The sequence below is a fragment of the Crossiella cryophila genome, assembly GCF_014204915.1.
In the GTDB taxonomy this organism is placed as follows: domain Bacteria; phylum Actinomycetota; class Actinomycetes; order Mycobacteriales; family Pseudonocardiaceae; genus Crossiella; species Crossiella cryophila.
Genome location: NZ_JACHMH010000001.1, coordinates 651,501 through 668,722 on the forward strand (window position 1 = coordinate 651,501; position 17,222 = coordinate 668,722).

The following is a 17,222-nucleotide window of genomic DNA, read 5'->3' on the forward strand; positions in this document are numbered from 1 at the left end:
CGCCAGCTACCTATCGAAAGTCAATCGGTAGCTATCGCTTCATGATCGACCTTGCGGGCCAGCAGGTATGCCTGCGGGGTCCGCTCCTCCGGATCGCGGGCCCGCCGCAGCACCGCGCGCACCTCGAACCCGGCCGCGGTCAGCAGCTCGCCGATCCGGTCCGGTTCACCACGGTGGAAGTCCAGGCCGACCTGCTTGCCCAGCGCCTCGGCCAGGTGCAGGGTGCCCTCGCCGACCTGGAAGGCCAGCTGCAGGTGCCCGCCGGGGCGCAGCACCCGGTGGAACCCGGCGAAGAGCGCGGGCAGTTCGGCAGGCGGGATGTGGATGATCGAGTACCAGGCCACGATGCCGCCGAGCGCGCCGTCGGGCAGGTCCAGCTCGGTCATGGTGCCCACCTCGAACCGCAGGCCGGGGTGCTCGCGCCGGGCGATCGCCACCATGGCCGGGGACAGGTCGATACCGAAGACGTCCACGCCGAGTCCGTGCAGGAACGCCGAGACCATGCCGGGGCCGCAGCCGAGTTCGGCCACCGGGCCCTCGACCAGCTCGGCGAAGGCGGTCAGCGCGGCCCTGGCGAAGGGTTCCCTGGCCAGCGCGACCCTGGCCAGCTCGGTGTATTCGGCGGCCACCGCGTCGTAACCGGCGCGGGTGGCCGCCTGATAGACCGGTTCGATCACTGCTGGGGCGGCTGCTGCTGCTCGGGGACGATGAACACGGCGGTGCCGTAGGCGGCGATCTCGGTGCTGCCTGGCACCACCTCACCGCTCTCGAACCGCATCGCGATCACCGCGTTGGCGCCGCGCTGGGCGGCCTCGGCGCGCATCCGGTTGATCGCCTCCCAGCGGGAGTCGCTGAGCAGCTTGGTGTAGCCGACCTGCTCACCACCGAACATGCCCTTGAAACTGGCGCCGATGTCGGAGAAGGCGTTCCGGCTGCGCACGGTCAGGCCGAAGACCTCGCCGAATACCTGGACGACCCGGTAGCCCGGGACGTCGTTCATCGTGCTGACCAGGATCGGCGGCGGCTGCTGCGGCTGCATTGGGTGTCCCACGCGGCGCAGATTAGCCGAGGAAGACGTTCCTCCGCTGGGTCAACAGGCGATAGAGGGTCTGCTGGATGGTCTCCCGGACCTGGTCGGTCAGGTTGAACACCAGCATCGGGTCCTCGGCGGCCTGCTGGTCGAACCCGTCGGTGCGGATCGGCTCGCCGAACTCGATGTGCCACTTGGTCGGCAGCGGCACCAGGCCGAGCGGGCCCAGCCAGGGGAAGGTCGGGGTGAGCGGGAAGTAGGGCAGGCCGAGCAGCCGGGCCAGCGGGCGCAGATCGCCCAGCATCGGGTAGATCTCCTCGGCGCCCACGATCGAGCAAGGCACGATCGGCACCCTGGTGCGCAGCGCGGCCGAGACGAACCCGCCGCGGCCGAACCGCTGCAGCTTGTACCGGTCCCGGAACGGCTTGCCGATGCCCTTGAAGCCCTCCGGCCAGACGCCGACCAGCTCGCCGTTGCGCAGCAGCCGCTCCGCGTCCGGGTTGCAGGCCAGGGTGTGCCCTGCCTTGCGGGCCATGGTGCCCAGCACCGGCAGCCGGAAGACCAGGTCCGCGCCGAGCATCCGCAGGTGCCTGCGGCCGGGGTGGTGGTCGTGCACGGCAACGCCGGTCATCAGCGCGTCCATCGGGAACATGGTCCCGGAGTGGTTGGCCACGATCAGCGCGCCGCCCTCGCTTGGCAGGTTGGACAGCCCGGTGGCCTCCACCCGGAACCACTTCTCATACAGCGGGCGCAGCGGGGTCATCAGCAGGTTGTCGGTGAGGTCGGCGTCGAAGCCGAACTCGTCCACCTCGTACTCGCCGGTGAGCCTGCGGCGCAGGAAGGCCATCGCGTCGGCCAGCCGCTGCTCGAGCACCGAGGGGTCGTTCTGGGTGACCGGGATCGGCCCCTGCGTGCTGCCGTTGTTGCCGCGTGGCTCGGCGGTCCGCTCGCGTCCGCCGCCCCTGATCGGGATCACCCGTGCCTCTGCCACCGCTTCGCTCACCTCATCCTCGCCCGCTGCGGGAGAACATCGACTTCAAAGTCCGCTCCACGCCGGTGATCATCTCCGGGTCCAGCACCGGCCGCAGACCGCGGCCGCGCACGTAGTCGTCGAATGCCTGCTGGGTGGTCCAGCGCGGCTGGAAGCCGAACTCGCCGACCAGCCTGCCGGTGTCCACCACCCGGCCGAAGTTCAGGAAGCGCATCTGCTCGGGGGAGAAGTCCACCAGCCGCGCGCCGCGCACCAGCTGCCCGAAGGAGGGCACCAGCGCGCTGGGCACCGGCAGCGGCACCCGGCCCGCCCGGCGGATGGCCTGGGAGAGCATCAGCACGCCGTCCCCGCCCACGTTGTAGACCCCCGGCAGATCGTGCATGGTGGCCCGCTCCAGCACGGCCAGCGCGTCCTCGGAGTGCAGCAGCTGCATCCTGGCGTCGTAGCCGAACACGGTCGGGATCACCGGCAGGGCGAAGTAGCGGGTCAGCACGGTGTCGATGCGCGGACCGATGAAGTTGGTGAAGCGCAGCGTGGTGACGTCCACGTCCGGGCGGCGCCTGCCGAAGCCGCGCACGTAGCCCTCGATCTCCACCGCGTCCTTGGCGTAGCCGCTGGACGGCAGGTCCTTGGGGCCCATGTCCTCGCTGAAGACCGCGGGGTCCCGTGAGCTGGCGCCGTAGACCGCGCTGGTGGACTTGACCACCAGCTTGCGCATCGACGCCGACTTCTGGCACGCGGCCAGCAGCTGCATGGTGCCGATGACGTTCATCTCCTTCATCGCGGTGCGCCCGGTGGAACCCGGGTTCGCACTCACCGAGGCGTGCACCACGGTGTCCACCTTCGCGGTGGCGATGACCTTGGAGATGAGCGGGTTGCGGATGTCGGCGCGCACGAACTCGGCCCGGCCCATCCGGCGCAGCAGATCGCGCGGCGGGGGCACGGTGTCGACGCCGAGGACCCGTTCGATGGACGGGTCGGCGGCGAGGCGGGCGGCGAGGTGTCCGCCGAGGAAACGGCTTACCCCGGTGACGAGAACGATGTTGGGCGCCATGCGACTCCCTGGGCACGGGCGGTGACGGAAGGCGATGCTACCCGCGCCACGGGCTCCGGCATGCCGCCTTGCGGGGCGTTCCTGGTGAAGTTCCCAGGTCAGCCCGGTAACGCGAACCGCCGCCGGTATCGAGGCTCACACCTCGGACCCGGCGGCGGTTCGTTCGGTCTCAGGCCATCATCAGCACAACGAGCGAGAAGCGACCTCAGACCCGAAGGTCACTTGCCCTGCTTGCGACGCGCGTGACGCGTCTTGCGGAGCAACTTGCGGTGCTTCTTCTTCGACATGCGCTTGCGGCGCTTCTTGATGACCGAGCCCATACGGGTTCCTCTTCACTATCGATGTTGGTGTGCTGAGCTTTCGCGTGTCGTCAGCGCGCGCTGCGGCCGCCGGCCGGGCGGCCGAATGACACGAACGGTCTACCAGGGTACCCGGGGGGTGAAACCGCCCCTCAGCCCGCGTTGTAGTACGCGTTCTCCAGGTAGGCGTGCACCTCGTTCTCGGGCACCCGGAAGGACCTTCCGACCCGGACCGCGGGCAGTTCGCCCGAGTGCACGAGCCGGTAGACCGTCATCTTGGAGACACGGATGAGCCCGGCCACTTCGGCAACCGTGAGAAACCGAACCTGACCGAGTCCAGCGTGATCCGTCTCCTTCTTCGCCGGCATGAGTCACCGTGTCTTTCGGCACGTGGCGCGCCGCCGGCTTCCCCACCGACGGAATCGACACGCACGTGCTGCCTACGAGGGTAGCCGCCCTGCCCGCACGCTGCGAGGACTCGACTTCCGATACCATTCCGTGATAACGCGCTTACTTCTCGTGCGCCTTGCCGAGCTGCACCGACCGGTCCCTGGCCGCCTCGATGGCCGCGATCAGGGCCGCCCGCACCCCGTGCTTCTCCAGTTCCACGATGGCCGAGATGGTGGTGCCTGCCGGCGAGGTGACCGCCTCCCGCAGCGCCACCGGGTGCTCCCCGGAGTCCCGCAGCATGGCCGCCGAGCCGACCGCGGACTGGATGATCAGATCCGCCGCGACCGCCCTGGGCAGCCCGAGCAGGATGCCCGCGTCGATCATGGCCTCGACCAGGAAGAAGAAGTAGGCCGGACCGGATCCGGACAGCGCGGTGACCGCGTCCTGCTGCGCCTCGGGCACCCGCACCACCTTGCCGACCGCGGCCAGCATGGCCTCGGCCAGCGCGAGGTGCTCCGGCCTGGCGTGCCGCCCGCCGGAGATGGCGCTCATCGCCTCGCCGACCACCATCGGGGTGTTCGGCATGACCCGCACCACCGGGACGCCCTCGGGCAGCCTGCGCTCGAACAGGGCGGTCGGCAGACCAGCGCACAGCGACACGATGAGCGTGCCGGGGCGCAGCACCGCGGCCAGCTCGTCCAGCAGCGGCTCGATGTCCTGCGGCTTGACCGCGACGACGAGCACATCGGCCAGCCCGGCCGCGGTCGGCACGTCGACGCCGCGGACGCCGTAACGCTTGGTCAGCTCGGCACTGCGTTCCGGGTAGCGCTCGGTGAACAGCAGGTCATCCGGACTGCGGCCGGACTGGAGCAGCCCGGACAGCAGCGCCTCGCCGATCTTGCCCGCGCCGAGTACAGCGGTGGTCGTCATGCGCGAGAGCTTAGGACGGCCACCCAAACCAGTTGCGAAACAGGCGTGGCGCGCAGCGACACGGCGGGCTCTTCACCTGCGGCGGGGTTGATTTTTCGCGTTGCCTTGCCGTGCGTCCGACGCATCCGAAGCTTGCTTCGCGTGCGGCGGATGCACGGCGGGGCGACTGAGAGCGAAAAATCCCGCGCGCGGAGCGCGCCAATGTGTCAGTCCAATGGCGTCAGCGCCAGTTGCCGGGTCTGGCACACGAGTCGGCCGGTGGAGTCGATGACGGTGGTGTCCTCGTCGAACCACTGCCCGTAGACGGCCTTGGACTCCACGGAGAGGCGCAACCAGCCCGGGGCCGGGCGGGAGCGCAGCAACGCGGTCAGTTGCACGGTGGGCGACCAGGACAGGCGGCCCAGGTTGAAGGTGACCGGCATCGAGATGTCGCCGGCGACCAGGGCGAAGAGGGGGTCCGGCTGCCCCTCGCGCGGCCGGACCCACAGGCGCAGGCGCAGCGGGCTGGTGTGGTTGTCGGTGAGGAAACCGGCGCCGTCGGGGTCCAGCATGAGCTGGCAGGCCTTGGCCACCCGGAAGACCTTGGCGGCCTGGGTGGCGCCGACCTCGATCGCCCTGGCCGGTGGTTCGGCTGGCAGGTCGGGCAGGTCGGTCCAGGCGGCTGGTTCCTCGGGCAGGCGGCCGGTGGTGACCATGGCGTGCACGCACACCCGGCCGCGCTGTTCCAGTTCGGTCTTGACCACGGTGACCGTGCGGCCGGACTTGAGCACGCTGGTGCGCAGCAGCACCGGGCCCAGTTCCGGCGGGTGCAGGAACTCAGCGCTCACGCTGAGCGGGTCGGTCGCGGCCGCGCCGCCGGTCTCCGCGGTGGTGATCGCGGCCCTGGCCAGCAGGGCCAGCAGGTAGCCGCCGTGCGGCTTGCCCGCGATGGTCCAGTCCGCGGCCAGCTCGGCGGTGAAGGTGCCATCCCCCATCGGGCGGACCGCGGTGGCCAGCCCGAACGGGGTGATGCGCAGTGGATCCGTCCGGACCCTCACCGCTTGCTTGCCAGAGCCCGCAGGAAGAACGCGGTGTTCGCCGGTCGTTCGGCCAGTCGTCGCATCAGGTATCCGTACCACTCCTGGCCGTACGGGATATAGACCCGGACGGTCTCGCCCGCCTGAGCGAGACGAAGTTGTTCTTCCGGCCGGATGCCGTAGAGCATCTGGTATTCGTACGTGCCCGGCTTGCGATCGTGCCAGCGGGCGCGTTCGTCGATGATGCCGACCAGCCGGGGGTCGTGGGTGGCGAACATCGGGTAGCCGTCGCCCTGCAGCAGCGTGTTGGCGCAGCGCACGTAGCTCAGGTCCACCTCGTGCGGGGCCTGGTAGGCCACCGACTCCGGCTCCTTGTAGGCGCCCTTGCACAGCCGCACGCGGGAACCGGCGCCTGCCAGTTCGCGGCAGTCGTCCAGGGTGCGGCGCAGGTAGGCCTGCAGCACCGCGCCCACCCACGGCCAGCTGCGGCGCAGTTCGCCGAGCACGCGCAGGGTGGAGTCGGTGGTGGTGTGGTCCTCCATGTCCAGGGTGACCGTGGTGCCGCACTGCTCGGCGGCGGCGCAGATCCGGGAGGCGTTGTCCAGCGCGAGCCGCTCGTCCAGCGCCTGGCCGACCGCGGACAGCTTCACGCTGACCTCGGCCGAGCCGGACAGGCCTGCGGAGTGCAGCTGGTCGAGCAGCTCCAGATAGGACTGCACGGTGACCTCGGCCAGCTCCCGGTCGGTGGTGTCCTCGCCGAGGTAGTCCAGGGTCACGGTCAGCCCGTCGGCGACCAGGGCGCTGGTCGCGGTGACGGCTTCCGAGGTGGACTCCCCGGCCACGAAACGGCGCACCACGTCCCTGGACACGGGAGCGGTGCCGACCAGACGCCGGATGCCGTTGTTGCCGGCGGCGGCGAGGATCAAGGCGCGCAACGGGTTCACAGGGCGGAACTGTACGTGAACCACCCGGATGGGTCAGGTCCTGAACAGCCTGTTCACGGCTCCGATATGACCGAAGACACGTTCCGTGACATACACCGATTTACCGACCGAGGTGCAGCCGGGCGAACAGCAGTGCCTCGGCCAGGTCGGCCACCCGGTCCTCCCTGGTCCTGGCCTTGCGGGTGCTGACCTCCAGCACCACCGTGCCGGCGAACTGGTTGGCCACCAGCTCCTCGCACAGCTTGGCGCAGGGCTGGTCGCCGCGGCCGGGCACCAGGTGCTCGTCCACCGGGGCGCCGGTGCCGTCGGCCAGGTGCACGTGCCGCAGCCCAGGCCCCATCCGCTTGGCCAGTTCCAGCGCGTCCATGTGCGCGGCCGAGGTGTGCGAGGTGTCCAGGGTGTAGTTGCGGTAGCCCACGTCGGTGGGGTCCGGCGACGGCCGGAAGCCGGAGACCCGGACCTGGCGTTTCCGGCCGAGCGGGCGCAGCGGGAACATGTTCTCCACCGCCACCGCGATGCCGCTGACCTCCTCCAGTTCGCTGACCAGCGCGCTGAAGGTGTCGGCGTAGCGGCGCTGCCAGCGGAACGGCGGGTGCACCACCACGGTGTCCGCGCCCAGCGCGCCGGCCGCGGCCACCGAGCGGCGCAGCCGGACCTCGGGATCGGCCGACCAGACCCGCTGGGTGATCAGCAGGCAGGGCGAGTGGATGGCCAGGATGGGCACGTTGTGCGCGGCGGAGAGCTTCTCCAGCGCGCCGATGTCCTGGCTGACCGGATCGGCCCAGACCATGACCTCGACGCCGTCGTAGCCCAGTTCGGCGGCCAGCTGGAAGGCGGTGGCGGCAGGCTGCGGCCAGACCGCCGCGGTGGACAGCCCGATCGGGATGTCCCGGCGCCACTGGCCTGCCGGATGCGCGCGGGCCGGCGTCACTTGCCGACTAGCAGCAGCGCGGCCGGGGACACCGTGACCACCAGGCCGACCAGCACGGCGAGCAGGATGGTCTGCAGGTCATCCGCCTTGCGGATCTTGCGGACCAGCCAGACCATGCCGCCGATCACGGCCAGCGCGAGGAAGAGCGTGATGGACGGGATGGCCCGCCACAGCCACTGGAAGCCCAGCCACAGCCCGGCGCCGCCGAGCACGCCGCCGCCCAGCTGGAGGGCCATCATCAGCCATTCCTTGGCCGGTGAGCGCGGCTCGTCGTCCTCGTCCTCGTCGTAGTCGTCCGGGACCTCGGCGTCCTCGTCCAGGCCGGCCGGACCGCGTGCCGGACGCGGGTGTTCGTCCTCGTCGTCCTCGGTCTCCGGCTCCGCCTTGGGCGCGGACGCGCGCAGCGCCTGGTACTGGGCGGTGTGCTCGGCGTCGTCCTCGACGTAGGGCTCCTGGTACCCGGTGTCGGTGAACCAGTCCTCGCCCTCACGCGGCGGCGCGTCCGGATCGACCGGTGGGGCGTCCGCGATCACCGGGAGCACCTCGGTGACCGGGTCCGGCTGCACCCTCGGCTTGCTGCGCGGGGCCGGTTTCGGCGGCACCGGCGGCGCGTCCGGGCGCGGCAGGCGGCCGGACGTGGAGGTGCCCGGGGCCACCGGCGGCTCGGTGAGCGCCTGGTAGGTGTCGGTGATCGCCGGGACCTCGGTGGTCAGCTCGGCGGCGTCCGGGGCGGACACCGGCGGCGGCGCCTGCGGGGGCACCGGCCGGGTCGGCGTGGCTGGCCGGGCGAACCGGCCGCTGGGTGTGTCGTAACTGGGCAGGTCGCGCCGGGAGGGGGTTTCCAGGCCGGCCCCGCGCGGTGGCGCGGCCGGTGGCTCCTCGACCGGCGGCTGCTCCTCCCGCAGCGCGCGCATCTGGCCCGAATCGGAGTTGATCCGGTCGATGATCTGCTGCGGTGCGGTCTCGTTCGCGTCCTCGGCACGACGACGGCGGCGCCTGGGCGCGGCGTTGCCCGACCCCTCGCCGTACTGCGCGAGGAGATCCGCAACGGTGCGCTGGCTGTCGCGCTCCGACTCGTTGTCCCGGTTCATTGATTCCACCGTGCCCCGTGCTGGCCCATCCGTCCAGTGTTGTGACCTTGCTCCTGCCCAGCGTCAGGCCCGGAGCCGTTGGTCGCAGCGGCTCCGCCAGGGTCGGACACAGTGTGGTCGTCGCCGTCCGTCTGGTCCAGCCGCCGCAGAATGACACCCTCGCGGAGGGCCCATGGGCAAATCTCCAGTTGCGGGAGTGACAACGCTCGCATCGCGGCCTCGGCCACCAGCGCGCCCGCGACCAGCTGGTGGGATCGGCTGGCGCTGACGCCCTCCAGCTCGGCCAGGTCGGCCGCTGACATCCGCGAGATGAACGCGGTGAGCTGGCGCAGGCCGCTGTCGGTGAGCACCCGGCTGACCCTCGGCCCGGCCGAGGATGGCGCGGCCCCGGTCAGCCTGGCCAGGGTGCGGAAGGTCTTGGAGCTGGCCACCGCCCGGTCGGGGGCGCCGCTCTTGCGCAGCACGCGGGCCACCTCGGCCAGCTCCTCGGTCAGCCAGTCCCTGGTCGCCTTGATCTCGCGCTGGGTCGGCGGGTCGTGCCGGAACCGGGTGCGGGTGAGCCGCCCGGCGCCCAGCGGCACCGAGAAGGCCAGTTCCGGGTCCTCGTCCATGCCGGTGGCCAGCTCCAGCGAGCCGCCGCCGATGTCGACCACCAGCAGCCTGCCGGCTGACCAGCCGAACCAGCGGCGCACCGCGAGGAAGGTGTATCGGGCCTCGTCCGAGCCGGAGAGCACCTTGAGGTCGACGCCGGTCTCCTTGCGCACCCGCTGCAGCACCGCGGCGGAGTTGCCGGCCTCACGCACCGCGGAGGTGGCGAAGGCCATCAGGTCGTCGCAGCCCAGCTTGGCCGCCTCGCGCTTGGCCGCGGCCACGGTGCGGACCAGGTTGTCGGACCCGGCCCTGGTCAGGCGGCCGTTGCGATCGAGCTGCTCGGCCAGCCGGAGCATGGTCTTGATCGAACTCATCGGGGTCGGATGGGCACCCCGATGCGCGTCCACCACTAGGAGATGGACGGTGTTCGAACCCACGTCGAGCACCCCGAGCCGCACCAGAGCACGGTACCTGGCGGGATCGGCAGGTTCACCGGCACCGGTCGGATCTGCACCGATCTCGGGAAAAAGCACGCTCAGCAAGATCACTAAGCGTGCTTTTTCCCATGATCATTACGCCGAACGGCTCAGCTCTCGAACTTGTAGCCGAGGCCGCGCACGGTGACCAGGTGCCGGGGGGCGCCGGGGTCGGGTTCGATCTTGGAGCGCAGCCGCTTGACGTGCACGTCCAGCGTCTTGGTGTCGCCGACGTAGTCCGCGCCCCAGACCCGGTCGATCAGCTGGCCGCGGGTGAGCACCCGGCCGACGTTGCGGAGCAGGTACTCCAGCAGGTCGAACTCCTTGAGCGGCAGGCTGACCTCGCCGCCGGAGACGGTCACCACGTGCCGTTCCACGTCCATCCGCACCGGGCCGGCCTCCAGCACCTGGGGCAGCAGCTCCTCGGACTCGCCGCCGCGGCGCAGCACCGCCCGGATCCGGGCGATCAGCTCCCGCGCGGAGTAGGGCTTGGTGACGTAGTCGTCGGCGCCCAGTTCCAGGCCGACCACCTTGTCGATCTCGCTGTCCCGCGCTGTCACCATGATCACCGGCACCGCGGAGCGCTGCCGCAGGGCCTTGCAGACGTCGGTGCCGCTCATGCCGGGCAGCATGAGGTCCAGCAGCACGATGTCCGCGCCGTTGCGGTCGAACTCCTCCAGCGCCTCCTGCCCGGTGGCCGCGACCGCGGTCGCGAAACCCTCCTTGCGGAGCAGGAACGCCAGCGGGTCGGCGAAGGACTCCTCGTCCTCCACGATCAGCACCCTGGTCACTGAACTCCTCCATGCTCGACGCTGCCCGCGTTGACGGGGCGCGGCTCCTCCGCGTCCCGTACGTCCACTGTGGACGAATTCGGGGTTCCGCCACCATGGTCGGCCCGGTGTGCCGGGATGCGCATGGTGAACGTGGAACCGGTGCCGGGGCGGCTCCACAGCCGCACCTCACCGGCGTGGTTGGCGGCCACGTGTTTGACGATGGCCAGCCCCAGTCCAGTGCCGCCGGTGGCCCGGGAACGCGCGGGATCGATGCGGAAGAACCGCTCGAAGACCCGGCCCTGCAACTCGGCTGGGATGCCGATGCCCCGGTCGGTGACCGAGATCTCGACGAAGCTGTCGACCAGTCGCCTGCTGATGGAGACCGGGCTGTCCGGCGGGGAGTAGGCCACCGCGTTGTCGATCAGGTTGGCCAGCGCGGTCACCAGCAGGGTCCGGTCGCCGTCCACGATCAGGCCGCTGCCCTCGTCCACCGCGATCTCGATGCCGAGGGACTCCGCGGCCAGCCTGCACCGGCCCAGCGCCTCGGTGACCACCGCGTCCAGTTCGACCGGGGTCAGCTCGGGCAGCCGTTCGGCGCCCTGCAGCCGGGACAGCGCGATCAGCTCGGTGACCAGGGTGCCCAGCCGGTTGGCCTCGTGCAGGATCTTGCTGGCGAAGCGGCGGACCTCGTCCTCGTCGTCCACCGCGTCCAGCACCGCCTCGGCCAGCAGCGCGAGCGCGCCGACCGGGGTCTTCAGCTCGTGGCTGACGTTGGCCACGAAGTCCCGGCGGATGGCCTCCAGGCGGACCGCGTCGGACTCGTCGGAGGCGTCCACCACCACGAAGCCGTCGCCGAGCAGCCTGGCCTCGCCGAGCACCGCGGCGGGCTGGCGGCTGGACAGGGTGGCGCGCTCCAGCGGGGAGAGGTCGACCTCGAGCACCTCGCCGGTCTCCAGCACCACCTCGGCGGCCTTGCGGGCCCTCGGATCGGCCCGGCCGTCCTGCACCACGCCCAGCTCCTCCGCGCGCGGGTTGTGCAGCACCACGTCGCCGAAGCGGTTGAGCACCGCGACCGCGTTGTGCGAGGCGTGCACCACCCGTTGCATCAGGTCGGCCACGGTCAGGCCGGGCGGTTTGCGGGTGGCCCTGGCGGTGACGGAGCGGCCGAGGAGAAAGCCGAGGACCGCGGCGACTACGGCCGCGCAGATCGACAGGGCGAGCAGGCCCGTTGCGGTCACGGCCGCATGGTAAGCAGCCGAACGGCCTCCCGGCCTACTCTCGGAGGGCTATACGTGACCGTGGTGACACCAGAATGGAGTGACGTACACCGCACGTTGGGCAGGGTGTCATCCGGTGTTCATCCAGGCCACTCCAACGGGCGAAATCCGGGCCGAAATGAAGAACGCGCCCGGACCTGGTCCGAGCGCGTTCTGCCGGTGTGCGGAGGGGGTCAGCGGCCCTGGTTGGCCACGGCCTTGATGGCGTCCTCGGCCGCGGACGGGTCGAGGTACTCACCACCGGCCTTGACCGGCTTGAGGTCCTCGTCCAGCTCGTAGCGCAGCGGGATGCCGGTGGGGATGTTCAGCCCGGCGATGGCCTCGTCGCTGATCCCGTCGAGGTGCTTGACCAGCGCACGCAGCGAGTTGCCGTGTGCCGCGACCAGCACCGTCTTGCCGGCGCGCAGGTCGGGCACGATCTCGCCCTCCCAGTACGGGAGCACCCTGGCGAGCACGTCCTTGAGGCATTCGGTGCGCGGCAGCGCGGCGCCGATGCCCGCGTAGCGCGGGTCGCTGTCCTGGCTGTAGGTGCTGCCCAGCTCGATCTCGGGCGGCGGGGTGTCGTAGGAACGGCGCCAGAGCTTGAACTGCTCCTCGCCGTAGGTCTCCAGGGTCTGCTTCTTGTCCTTGCCCTGCAGCGCGCCGTAGTGGCGCTCGTTGAGCCGCCAGTCCCGCTTGACCGGGATCCAGTGCCGGTCGGCCGAGTCCAGCGCGAGGTTCGCGGTGGAGATCGCCCGGCGCAGCAGCGACGTGTGCAGGATGTCCGGCCGCAGTCCGGCGTCCCGGAGCAGTTCACCGCCCCGGCGCGCCTCGCCCTCCCCCTGCTCCGACAGCGGGACGTCCACCCATCCGGTGAACAGGTTCTCGGCGTTCCAGACGCTCTGGCCGTGACGGAGCAACACCAACGTGCCTGTCATGGGCCACAGCCTGCCAGATCACCGTTCGTGGTGACGTCGCCACCGAATGCCGGTTCCAGACCGCCTGCCAGCCGATGCAGCAGGTCACGGGACTCCTCCGGCCCGAGGCTGAGCCGGCGGAGGGTGTCGAGGACGGTCTCGTAACGATCAAGCGAACTCGGGTGCTCCAGGAACAGGCTGGCGGTCTCGGCCTCCACGTGCACCACCGGGCGGTGATCGCGGAAGGTCAGCCGGGTGAAGGCGTTCACGCTGGCCCTGGCGGCCGAGACGGTCAGCGGCAGCACCCGGATCCGGCAGCGCGCCCACTCCACCCGGCGGGCCAGCAGTTCGAGCTGGTTGCGCATCACCAGCGGGCTGCCCACCTGGGCCCGCAGCGCGGCCTCGTGGATGTAGAAGGTGGCCATGGCCAGGGTGGGCAGCACCGCCTGGCGGGCCAGCCGTGGCCGCGGGTCGGCGTCCGGGCCGAGCAGCGCCCTGGCGTAGGACTCGGTCTGCAGCAGCGGCGGCACCACCGCGAGGTCGTAACTGGTCAGCGTGCGGGCGGTGGTCTCGTGCAGGAGCAGGGTGCGCAGTTCGTCGGCGAACCGGCCGGAATGCGGCCGGGCCCAATAGCCGGTGTCGGGTTCGCGGAGAATGCCGAGCAACCGGTCGACCTCGTCGTTGTCGGTCCGGCAGTAACCGAGGAACCGGGTGACATCGCTTTCCGAGATTCCGCGTTTCCCGGCCTCCAGCCGGGAGAACTTGCTGGCCGACCAGTCGAAGTGGGCGATCAGTTCGCCACGGGTGATCCCAGCCAGTTCCCGCTGGATCCGCAGGGCTTCCCCCAGTTCGCGCCGCTGCGCGGTGCTGTCCTCCTCCACCACGTGCGCAAGATATCCACACCGGAACCGATTTCCGGCCGATTTCCGGAAAGAGTCACCCCATAGCGGAATGTCGATCTGTATTGTTGCCGAGCCGGTTTGAAATTTGCCATCAGACCCCCCGAATTAAGCGGATTGCCACCAGTCACGGAGGGATTCGACGGCCATTCGGTATTCGGCCGCGCGGGCGGTCATCCTGGCCACCCCGGCCGCCTCGGGCTGATGCGCGCGGACCACCTCGGCGGTGGCCGCGGCCTCGGTGAGTCCAGCGAAGCGGCCGAGGCCGATCCCGGCCAGCAGGGCCGCGCCGCGGGCCCCCGGTTCGGCGCCAGCGGTGACCTCCAGTGGCAGTTCGGCCGCGTCGGCCAGCAGCTGGCTCCAGGCCGGGCTGCGCGCGCCGCCGCCGGATAGCCGGGCCGCGCCGGTGATCGGGAAGGCCGAGCGCAGCGCGCTCAGGTGGGTGCGGTGGTTGAGCGCCACGCCCTCGCACAGCGCGCGCAGCAGGTCGCCTCGGGTGTGCCAGCCACGCAGGCCGAGGAACCCGGCGGAGGCGGCCGGGCCGTGCTCGACCGGGGCGCCGAAGAGGAACGGCAGGTACAGCGGCAGGTCCGGCCGGGTGCTCGCGGCGATCTCGGCGGCGACGAACCCGAACGGGTCCGCACTGCCGGCCGCGGCCTCCGGGCAGAGGGTGCGGACGAACCACTCCAGGTTCGAGGAGGAGGCCGGGCTGGTGGACATGGCCAGCCAGCGGCCGGGCGCCAGGAAGGCGCGGGCCTGCCAGCGGTGGTCGAGCCGGACCTGCTCGGTGACCACCTGGTTGATGCTGAAGGTGCCCATCACGATCGAGGCCGCGCCGGGGGTGACCGCGCCCATGCCGAGCGCGCCGGCGTCCACATCGTGCGCGCCGGTGACCACCGGGGTCCCCGCGCGCAGCCCGGTCAGCCCGGCCGCGGTGGCGGTGACCCGGCCGGCGATCTCGGTGCTGCCCAGGATCGGCGGCTGCTTCCCGGCCAGTCCGGACAGGCCGTACAGCTCGAAGGCGGCCGGGCTGTACCGCTGGGTGCGCACGTCGGTGAAGGAGGCGGATGCCTCGGTGGGGTCGGTGGCCACCTCACCGGTCAGGCCGAGCCGGAGCCAGTCCTTGCAGAAGAGCAGCCAGCGGGTCCTGGCCATGGCCTCGGGTTCGTTGGCCAGCAGCCAGGCCTGCACCGCGGCCGGGCTGGCCGCGAACGGGGACTGGCCGGTCAGCGGCAGCGCGGCCGCGGCCACCCCGGAGTCCTGGTAGCCGCGGACCTGCTCGTGCGCGCGGGAGTCCATGGCCAGGATGGCGGGCCGGACCGGGCGCAGGTGCTCGTCCACCGGGTAGCAGCCGTCGTTGTGCCCGCACAGCCCGATCGCGGCGATCCGGCCGCCGTCGATGCCGGTCAGCACGGCCCGGATGGCCCGCACGCAGCCGTCCCAGACCTGGTCGAGGTCGCGTTCCACCCAGCGCGGGTGCGGGGTGGACACCGGCACCCTTGCCTGGCCGACCGCGATCTCCCGCCCGGTGTCCGCGGCCACCAGCACGGCCTTGGTGACGGTCTGCCCGGCGTCGATGCCGAGCAGCAGATCGGTCATCACCAGCCCAGCAGGTCCGCGTTGGCCGCGGTGCGCACCCGGCCGGTCTCGGCGAACTCGGCCACCGCCTCGGCCACCAGGGCGGCGGAGGTGCGGTTGGTCTGCTCGGTGTCGCCGCCGAAGTGGGTGGTCAGGGTGACGTTGTCCAGCCGCCGCCACGGCGAGTCCGCGGGCAGCGGCTCCTCGTCGAAGACGTCCAGGCCGGCGCCCGCGATCCGGCCGCCTGCCAGCGCGTCGTAGAGCGCCGCGGTGTCCACCACCCGGCTGCGGGCCACGTTGACGAAGTAGGCGCCCGGTTTGAGCATGGCCAGTTCGCGGGCGCCGATGAACCGGTCGGTCTCCTTGCTGTGCCTGGCCTGCACCACCACGAAGTCCGCGCCGAGGAGCAGGTCGTCCAGGCTGGCGGCCCGGCGCACCCCGGACTCGGCCAGTGCCACGTCCGGCGCGTACGGGTCGTAGGCGACCAGGGTGCAGCCGAACCCGCCGAGCTTGCGGGCGAAGTGCCTGCCGACGTGCCCGAAGCCGATCATGCCGACCGTGCTGCCGCCGAGTTCGACCCGGCGGCCGGGGAACTCCTTGCGCCAGCCGCCCTGCTTCACCGAGGCGTCCGCGCGGGCGATGTCCCTGGACTCGGCCAGGATCAGCCCGATCTGGAGTTCGGCCACCGCGGAAGCGTTGCGGCCGAAGACCGGCACCACGCCGATGCCGCGGGCGCTCGCCGCGTCCAGGTCCACGTTCTCCAGTCCGGTACGGGCCACCGCAACCAGCCGCAGGTCCTCGGCCGCGGCCAGCAGGTCAGGGCCGACCGGGGCGAAGTGCACGCACAGCACCTCGGCCCCCGGCACCGCGGCGAGCAGTTCCGGCGGGGCGGGCACGGCGGCCGCGCCGCGCACCTCCATCACCTGCTGGGCCTCGTGCTGCTCGGCCTTGGCCCCGGCCCAGTCCGCCACCGTGATCGGGCTGCCGGGCAGCCGGGCCTCGATCTCCTCGGCGAAGGTGCGGCCGGGGATGAAGCGATCGCCCGCGATGAGGACCTTCATCGGCGCTCCTGTAGTTCGGTGGTGGTGACCAGCTCCGGTGCGACCGGGTGGTCCGGGAGTTCGGCGGTGCCCTCGGCCAGGCAGGCGCTCGCGCCCCAGGCGACCGCGCGGGCCAGCCGGGCCGCGGCCGGGCCCTCGGCGGCCAGCCAGCCCGCCAGCAGCGCGTCCCCGGCCCCGGCGGTGTTGACCACGGTGATCGGCGGCGGCACGGCGTGCATGGCGGTGCCGTCCGGCCGGATGAGCACCGCGCCCAGTTCGCCGAGGCTGACCAGCGCGGTGCCGGGACACAGGTCCGCGGCCACGTCCGCGGCCTGGTCCGGGCCGGTGACCGGCTGCCCGGCGAGTTCGGCCAGCTCCTCGGCGTTGGGCGCGACCAGGTCAGCGCCCGCCCGCACCGCCTCGGCCAGTCCGGCCCCCGAGCTGTCCACCGCGACCGCGGCCCCGGCGGCGTGCCCGGCCGCGACCAGCCGGGTGACCAGGCCCGGCGGGGTGCCCGGCGGCAGCGAACCGCAGATCGCCAGCCAGCGGGCCCGGCTGTCCCGGACGGCCCGGCCGGTGGCGGCGACGAGTTCGTCGAGTTCCCGCTCGGTGAGTTCGGGGCCGGGTTCGTTGAGCTTGGTGGTGCCCGAGCGCGAGCCGAGCACGGTGATGTTGCTGCGGATCCGCCCGGCGATGGGCACCGCGGTGAACGGCACCCGCTCGGCGGTCAGCAGCGCGCGCAGCTCAGCCCCGGTCGCGCCGCCCAGTGGCAGCACCGCGGTGGAGTCGATCCCGTTGGCGCGCAGCACCCTGGTCACGTTGACGCCCTTGCCGCTGGCCTCGGTGGCACTGCCGGTGGCCCGGTGCACCCGGCCCGGCCGCAAGGGGCCGGGTAACCGCAGGGTGCGGTCCAGGCTGGGGTTCGGGGTGACCGTGACGATCATGGACGCACCGCCTTCCACAGGCTTGCGAATCTGCCCGCTCCGGCCCGGCTCGACAACTCGAACCCACCGGGT

General features: G+C 71.6%; 19 protein-coding genes. All 19 read right to left on the minus strand.

Features of this window, described 5'->3' with window-relative positions:
• Nucleotides 1–20: 20 nt before the first annotated feature.
• Nucleotides 21–677: a class I SAM-dependent DNA methyltransferase gene (locus HNR67_RS03080; protein ID WP_185000612.1), complete on the minus strand. Its 657-nt coding sequence runs from the start codon at nucleotides 675–677 to the stop codon at nucleotides 21–23.
• The gene (locus HNR67_RS03085; RefSeq protein ID WP_312986311.1) at nucleotides 674–1,051 is read right to left on the minus strand and encodes a YbjQ family protein; all 378 of its coding nucleotides are present in this window, start codon (nucleotides 1,049–1,051) and stop codon (nucleotides 674–676) included. The genes HNR67_RS03080 and HNR67_RS03085 overlap by 4 nt, the downstream gene beginning before the upstream one ends.
• 10 nt (nucleotides 1,052–1,061) lie before the next feature.
• Nucleotides 1,062–2,021: a lysophospholipid acyltransferase family protein gene (locus HNR67_RS03090; RefSeq protein WP_185000613.1), complete on the minus strand. Its 960-nt coding sequence runs from the start codon at nucleotides 2,019–2,021 to the stop codon at nucleotides 1,062–1,064.
• 13 nt (nucleotides 2,022–2,034) lie between these two features.
• A complete protein-coding gene (locus HNR67_RS03095; RefSeq protein WP_185000614.1) occupies nucleotides 2,035–3,075 on the minus strand; it encodes an NAD-dependent epimerase/dehydratase family protein in 1,041 nt (346 codons plus the stop codon).
• A 218-nt stretch (nucleotides 3,076–3,293) separates the two neighbouring features.
• The gene (locus tag HNR67_RS03100) at nucleotides 3,294–3,395 is read right to left on the minus strand and encodes a 30S ribosomal protein bS22 (protein WP_076993459.1); all 102 of its coding nucleotides are present in this window, start codon (nucleotides 3,393–3,395) and stop codon (nucleotides 3,294–3,296) included.
• 131 nt (nucleotides 3,396–3,526) lie between these two features.
• Nucleotides 3,527–3,742 (minus strand): helix-turn-helix domain-containing protein, encoded by a 216-nt coding sequence (locus HNR67_RS03105; RefSeq protein ID WP_185000615.1) that lies wholly within the window; start codon nucleotides 3,740–3,742, stop codon nucleotides 3,527–3,529.
• A 142-nt stretch (nucleotides 3,743–3,884) separates the two neighbouring features.
• A complete protein-coding gene (gene proC / locus HNR67_RS03110; RefSeq protein ID WP_185000616.1) occupies nucleotides 3,885–4,694 on the minus strand; it encodes a pyrroline-5-carboxylate reductase in 810 nt (269 codons plus the stop codon).
• A 206-nt stretch (nucleotides 4,695–4,900) separates the two neighbouring features.
• Nucleotides 4,901–5,668 (minus strand): thioesterase family protein, encoded by a 768-nt coding sequence (locus tag HNR67_RS03115; protein WP_185010077.1) that lies wholly within the window; start codon nucleotides 5,666–5,668, stop codon nucleotides 4,901–4,903.
• Nucleotides 5,669–5,727: 59 nt separating this feature from the next.
• On the minus strand, nucleotides 5,728–6,654 hold the full coding sequence (locus tag HNR67_RS03120) for a proline dehydrogenase family protein (RefSeq protein WP_185000617.1): 927 nt from the start codon (nucleotides 6,652–6,654) through the stop codon (nucleotides 5,728–5,730).
• Nucleotides 6,655–6,754: 100 nt separating this feature from the next.
• Nucleotides 6,755–7,585, minus strand: a complete 831-nt coding sequence (locus HNR67_RS03125) for a sugar phosphate isomerase/epimerase family protein (RefSeq protein ID WP_312986315.1) — start codon at nucleotides 7,583–7,585, stop codon at nucleotides 6,755–6,757.
• Nucleotides 7,582–8,676: a hypothetical protein gene (locus tag HNR67_RS03130; RefSeq protein WP_185000618.1), complete on the minus strand. Its 1,095-nt coding sequence runs from the start codon at nucleotides 8,674–8,676 to the stop codon at nucleotides 7,582–7,584. The genes HNR67_RS03125 and HNR67_RS03130 overlap by 4 nt, the downstream gene beginning before the upstream one ends.
• The gene (locus HNR67_RS03135; RefSeq protein WP_185000619.1) at nucleotides 8,673–9,725 is read right to left on the minus strand and encodes a Ppx/GppA phosphatase family protein; all 1,053 of its coding nucleotides are present in this window, start codon (nucleotides 9,723–9,725) and stop codon (nucleotides 8,673–8,675) included. The genes HNR67_RS03130 and HNR67_RS03135 overlap by 4 nt, the downstream gene beginning before the upstream one ends.
• Before the next feature lie 128 nt (nucleotides 9,726–9,853).
• A complete protein-coding gene (locus HNR67_RS03140; protein WP_086784276.1) occupies nucleotides 9,854–10,534 on the minus strand; it encodes a response regulator transcription factor in 681 nt (226 codons plus the stop codon).
• Entirely contained in the window at nucleotides 10,531–11,754 is a 1,224-nt protein-coding gene (locus HNR67_RS03145; RefSeq protein WP_185000620.1) for a sensor histidine kinase, read from the minus strand. Before HNR67_RS03145 ends, HNR67_RS03140 begins: the two co-directional genes overlap by 4 nt.
• A 212-nt stretch (nucleotides 11,755–11,966) precedes the next feature.
• Nucleotides 11,967–12,710, minus strand: coding sequence for a phosphoglyceromutase (locus tag HNR67_RS03150; RefSeq protein ID WP_185000621.1), 744 nt, complete (start codon nucleotides 12,708–12,710; stop codon nucleotides 11,967–11,969).
• Entirely contained in the window at nucleotides 12,707–13,573 is an 867-nt protein-coding gene (locus tag HNR67_RS03155; protein WP_185000622.1) for a helix-turn-helix domain-containing protein, read from the minus strand. Before HNR67_RS03155 ends, HNR67_RS03150 begins: the two co-directional genes overlap by 4 nt.
• A 123-nt stretch (nucleotides 13,574–13,696) precedes the next feature.
• Complete coding sequence (locus HNR67_RS03160; protein ID WP_185000623.1) at nucleotides 13,697–15,187, minus strand: FGGY-family carbohydrate kinase; 1,491 nt, start codon at nucleotides 15,185–15,187, stop codon at nucleotides 13,697–13,699.
• On the minus strand, nucleotides 15,187–16,227 hold the full coding sequence (locus HNR67_RS03165) for an NAD(P)-dependent oxidoreductase (protein ID WP_185000624.1): 1,041 nt from the start codon (nucleotides 16,225–16,227) through the stop codon (nucleotides 15,187–15,189). Before HNR67_RS03165 ends, HNR67_RS03160 begins: the two co-directional genes overlap by 1 nt.
• Nucleotides 16,224–17,150, minus strand: a complete 927-nt coding sequence (locus tag HNR67_RS03170; RefSeq protein ID WP_185000625.1) for a 1-phosphofructokinase family hexose kinase — start codon at nucleotides 17,148–17,150, stop codon at nucleotides 16,224–16,226. The genes HNR67_RS03165 and HNR67_RS03170 overlap by 4 nt, the downstream gene beginning before the upstream one ends.
• Nucleotides 17,151–17,222 lie beyond the last annotated feature (72 nt).

Coding starts and splice junctions, on each gene's coding strand:
- HNR67_RS03095 (WP_185000614.1), bottom strand. CDS start 3,075: ATGGCGCCCAACATCGTTCTCGTCACCGGGGTAAGCCGTTTCCTCGGC.
- HNR67_RS03100 (WP_076993459.1), bottom strand. CDS start 3,395: ATGGGCTCGGTCATCAAGAAGCGCCGCAAGCGCATGTCGAAGAAGAAG.
- HNR67_RS03105 (WP_185000615.1), bottom strand. CDS start 3,742: ATGCCGGCGAAGAAGGAGACGGATCACGCTGGACTCGGTCAGGTTCGG.
- proC (WP_185000616.1), bottom strand. CDS start 4,694: ATGACGACCACCGCTGTACTCGGCGCGGGCAAGATCGGCGAGGCGCTG.
- HNR67_RS03115 (WP_185010077.1), bottom strand. CDS start 5,668: ATGGGGGATGGCACCTTCACCGCCGAGCTGGCCGCGGACTGGACCATC.
- HNR67_RS03130 (WP_185000618.1), bottom strand. CDS start 8,676: ATGAACCGGGACAACGAGTCGGAGCGCGACAGCCAGCGCACCGTTGCG.
- HNR67_RS03150 (WP_185000621.1), bottom strand. CDS start 12,710: ATGACAGGCACGTTGGTGTTGCTCCGTCACGGCCAGAGCGTCTGGAAC.
- HNR67_RS03160 (WP_185000623.1), bottom strand. CDS start 15,187: ATGACCGATCTGCTGCTCGGCATCGACGCCGGGCAGACCGTCACCAAG.
- HNR67_RS03165 (WP_185000624.1), bottom strand. CDS start 16,227: ATGAAGGTCCTCATCGCGGGCGATCGCTTCATCCCCGGCCGCACCTTC.
- HNR67_RS03170 (WP_185000625.1), bottom strand. CDS start 17,150: ATGATCGTCACGGTCACCCCGAACCCCAGCCTGGACCGCACCCTGCGG.